4 protein-coding genes are annotated in these 3943 nt (G+C 70.7%); 3 read left to right on the top strand and 1 reads right to left on the bottom strand.

What is annotated here, in order from left to right; translation table 11 throughout:
* From ACTWQJ_RS47845 to ACTWQJ_RS47835, 3 genes are all read left to right on the top strand, one after another.
* Positions 1–1168, top strand: a 1168-nt coding sequence (locus tag ACTWQJ_RS47845; RefSeq protein WP_443312641.1) for a S1C family serine protease, incomplete at its 5' end; no start/stop codon positions are given.
* Positions 1169–1333: 165 nt separating this feature from the next.
* Complete coding sequence (locus ACTWQJ_RS47840) at positions 1334–1765, top strand: sec-independent translocase (RefSeq protein WP_385510742.1); 432 nt, start codon at positions 1334–1336, stop codon at positions 1763–1765.
* A gap of 188 nt (positions 1766–1953) precedes the next feature.
* Positions 1954–2610, top strand: coding sequence for a hypothetical protein (locus ACTWQJ_RS47835; RefSeq protein WP_443312640.1), 657 nt, complete (start codon positions 1954–1956; stop codon positions 2608–2610).
* A 78-nt stretch (positions 2611–2688) separates the two neighbouring features.
* Here ACTWQJ_RS47835 and ACTWQJ_RS47830 read toward each other — a convergent pair whose 3' ends face one another.
* The gene (locus ACTWQJ_RS47830; protein WP_385264919.1) at positions 2689–3822 is read right to left on the bottom strand and encodes an Mrp/NBP35 family ATP-binding protein; all 1134 of its coding nucleotides are present in this window, start codon (positions 3820–3822) and stop codon (positions 2689–2691) included.
* Positions 3823–3943 lie beyond the last annotated feature (121 nt).

The raw sequence follows: 3943 nt of genomic DNA, 5'->3' as shown, positions 1-3943 counted from the left end.
GACCCCCGCCCCCCTTCAGCAGACCGGTGCCGCCGTGCTCACGCAGGAGCAGCGGCGCAGGCGGGGTATGAAGGTGCTCCTGGTCGGCGTGGTGCTGGTCGCGCTCGTCTCCGGGGGCGTCGGTGGGGCCGTAGGGGCGTATCTGGAGCGGAACGGCGGCGTCGAGGAGGTGGAGTTGCCGCAGGCCGGAAAGGAGCCCGCCGGGCGGGCCGCGGACAGCGTGGCCGGGATCGCCTCGCGGGCCCTGCCCAGCGTGGTCACCCTGCACGTCAGCGGCGCCGACGCAGGTGGCACCGGCACCGGCTTCATGCTCGACGACCGTGGCCACATCCTCACCAACAACCATGTCGTCGAGCCCGCCGGAGACGACGGTGAGATCACCGTCACCTTCCACAGCGGCGACACCGCGAAGGCCGAGGTCGTCGGCAGGGACGGCGGCTACGACCTCGCCGTCGTGCGGGTGCGCGGGGTGAGCGGGCTCGAGCCCCTGCCGCTCGGCAACTCCGACAACGTCCAGGTCGGCGACCCGGTCGTCGCCATCGGCGCGCCCTTCGACCTGGCCGGCACCGTCACCTCCGGAATCATCAGCGCCAAGGAACGGCCCATCACGGCCGGTGGCGAGAGCGGCGACGGCAGCGATGTCTCCTACGTCGACGCCCTGCAGACCGACGCCCCCATAAACCCCGGCAACTCCGGCGGCCCCCTGCTCGACGCGCAGGCCCGCGTCATCGGCATCAACTCCGCGATCCGCTCCGCCGACAGCGGCTCCGACCTCGACGGCGGCCAGGCCGGCTCCATCGGCCTCGGCTTCGCCATCCCCGTCAACCAGGGCAAACGCGTCGCCGAGGAGCTGATCAGCACCGGCAAGGCGACCCACCCGGTCATCGGCGTCACCCTCGACATGAACTACACCGGCGACGGCGCCCGCGTCGGCACCAAGGGCAACGACGGCGGACCTCCGGTCACCCGGAACGGCCCCGGTGACAAGGCCGGCATCGAGGCGGGCGACGTCATCACCGAGGTCGACGGCCAGCGCATCCACTCAGGCGAGGAACTGATCGTCAAGACGCGCGCCCACCGGCCCGGCGACCGCCTGGAGCTGACCGTCGTACGCGACGGCAAGGAGCGGACGATCTCCCTGGTGCTCGGCTCCTCCGACGGCGACTGAGCGAACTCACACAAACCTCATAGACAGGACTCCGAACCGACCCTCACAAGGCAAACAGCCGGAAAACCGCTCACTTACACGCACTCGGGGGTCACGGGACGGTACCGGTCGGACAGGATCGGCGGGTACCGTGGATCCGGCCCGGGACATCGCAAGGAGCTTCAGGTGTTCAATGACATAGGACCGCTAGAGCTGGTGACGCTCATCGTCCTCGCCGTGCTCGTCTTCGGTCCGGACAAGCTCCCGAAGGTCATCCAGGACGTGATGCGCACGGTCCGGAAGATCCGCGAGTTCTCGGAGAGCGCGAAGCAGGACATCCGGCAGGAACTGGGCCCGGAGTTCAAGGACTTCGAGTTCGAGGACCTCAACCCCAAGACGTTCATCCGCAAGCAGCTGGACAACGACGACCTGGGGCTGAAGGAGATCCGCAACGGCTTCGACCTGAAGAAGGAGATGGCCGAGGTCACGGACGCGGTGCAGGGCCGTGACACCGAGACGTCCACCGCCCCGTCGGCTTCCCCGGCTTCCTCGGGCGCCCGCGTCGACATGACGAAGAAGCCCGACGAGCGCCCGCCCTTCGACGCGGACGCCACCTGATCCCCCGAGCCCGTATCCCCCGCGCCCGCGCGGCCTGAACGCGCCCCCGGGCGACCCACGCGCCGGGCGCATTCGCTGCGGCCCGCAGCGGTGTGGATATGCTGCCGAGTTGTTGTGCGGACCGGACGAGTACGCCCGAAGGGGGGCGGGCCGCCCGGTCCGACGAGAGCGAGGAGGCGTCCGGGCACATGGAGACGACGAGTCGGGCAGTCGCACAGGCGCCGGCCGCGGAGGGCGGACAACAGCTCCCCTCGGGCCGGCGTACGGTCGACGGCTACCTGCGCGCGCCCTTCCCTTGGTACGGCCTCGACGAGGCGTTCACGGGCCCGCGCTGGCTGATGCAGGTCGGTACGACGGCCGACGGGGCCGTGGAGCACGGTTCCATCGGCCACGGTGACGAGCCCTCGGTGCGGGGTGAGACGACGGAGGACCGGGAACGGTTCGCGGTCGTGGTGACCGTCGCGGCCAACCCGGTGCGGCGCAGCGCGGACGGTACGGGGCTCCTGGAAGCCACGTCGGTCTCCTCGGCGGCCTGGCTCGCCGGGGTGGGGCTGCTGTCCTTCACCTGGCCCGCGCAGATGGACCACACCCTGCGGGACGACTGGCTGGAGCAGCAGACGGAGACGGCGTGGGTCCTCGCGGACGATCTCGCCGGCGAGGACTGGTCGACGCTGTCCCTGCCGGTGGACGGCGTTCCCACGTCCTTCCACTATCGGGAGTCCGAGTTCGGGTGGGTGCTCGCGGGGACGACGGAGCAGGGGCTCCACCTGGGGGCGTACGGCCGGGGTATGAGCGCGTACGGTCTGGGCTTCGCCGTGATCAAGGACATCGCGGAGTACGCCTGACAAGGCGACAAGGTGACGAGGTCGGGGGCGCCGTCTGTGCAGACGGCGCCCCCGACCTCGTACCACTTCCGGAAAGTTCTAGAACTTGTTGCGCGGCGTGATGCCCAGCGACATGCCCGACAGGCCTCGCTGCCGGCCACCCAGCTTGCCCGCGATCGAGCGCAGGGCCGCGCCCGCCGGGGAGTCCGGGTCGGTGAGGACCACCGGCTTGCCCTCGTCGCCGCCCTCGCGGAGGCGGACGTCGATGGGGATGTTGCCGAGGACGGGGACGCTCGTGCCCGTGGTGCGGGTGAGGCCGTCGGCCACCGACTGGCCGCCGCCCGTGCCGAAGACGTCGACCATCTCGCCGCAGTGCGGGCAGGGCAGGCCGGACATGTTCTCGACCACGCCGACGATCTTCTGGTGGGTCTGTACGGCGATGGAGCCGGCCCGCTCCGCGACCTCGGCCGCGGCCTGCTGCGGGGTCGTCACGACCAGGATCTCGGCGTTCGGGACCAGCTGGGCCACGGAGATGGCGATGTCGCCGGTGCCGGGCGGAAGGTCCATCAGCAGGACGTCCAGGTCGCCCCAGTAGACGTCGGCCAGGAACTGCTGCAACGCCCGGTGCAGCATCGGGCCGCGCCACACCACGGGCGCGTTGCCCGGCGTGAACATGCCGATGGAGATGACCTTCACGCCGTTCGCGGACGGCGGCATGATCATGTTCTCGACCTGGGTGGGACGCCCGTCGGCGCCCAGCATGCGCGGCACGGAGTGGCCGTAGATGTCGGCGTCGACGACACCGACCTTCAGACCGTCCGCCGCCATCGCCGCCGCCAGGTTGACCGTGACGGACGACTTGCCGACGCCGCCCTTGCCGGAGGCGACCGCGTACACGCGGGTCAGCGAGCCCGGCTTGGCGAAGGGGACCTCGCGCTCGGCCTGGCCGCCGCGCAGGGCGGTCGCCAGCTCGCGGCGCTGCTCGTCGCTCATCACGTCGAGCGTGACGTCGACGTGGGTGACGCCCTCGACCCGGGAGACCGCCTCGGTCACCCGCTGGGTGATCGTGTCCCGCATGGGGCAGCCGGAGACCGTCAGGTACACGGCGACCGCGACCGTTCCGTCCGCGCCGATCTCCACCGATTTGACCATCCCGAGCTCGGTGATGGGCCGGTTGATCTCGGGGTCGTTCACCGTCGCCAGTGCTTCGCGCACCGCGTCTTCCGTAGCCATAAGGACGATGGTACGGCGCCCGGCGGGGGCCTCGGAAAGCCCGTCAGCGGTCGTCTACGTCACGTACCCCCGACCGTTCTGCCGGGAATACGCGATGACCGTCGTGGTGTCCGTCCTGCAG

The sequence above is a fragment of the Streptomyces sp. KR55 genome, from assembly GCF_052245645.1.
GTDB classification, from domain to species: Bacteria; Actinomycetota; Actinomycetes; order Streptomycetales; family Streptomycetaceae; genus Streptomyces; species Streptomyces flavusporus.
Note: the sequence above shows the minus strand (reverse complement) of the source record. Positions and strands in the feature narration are given on the sequence as shown.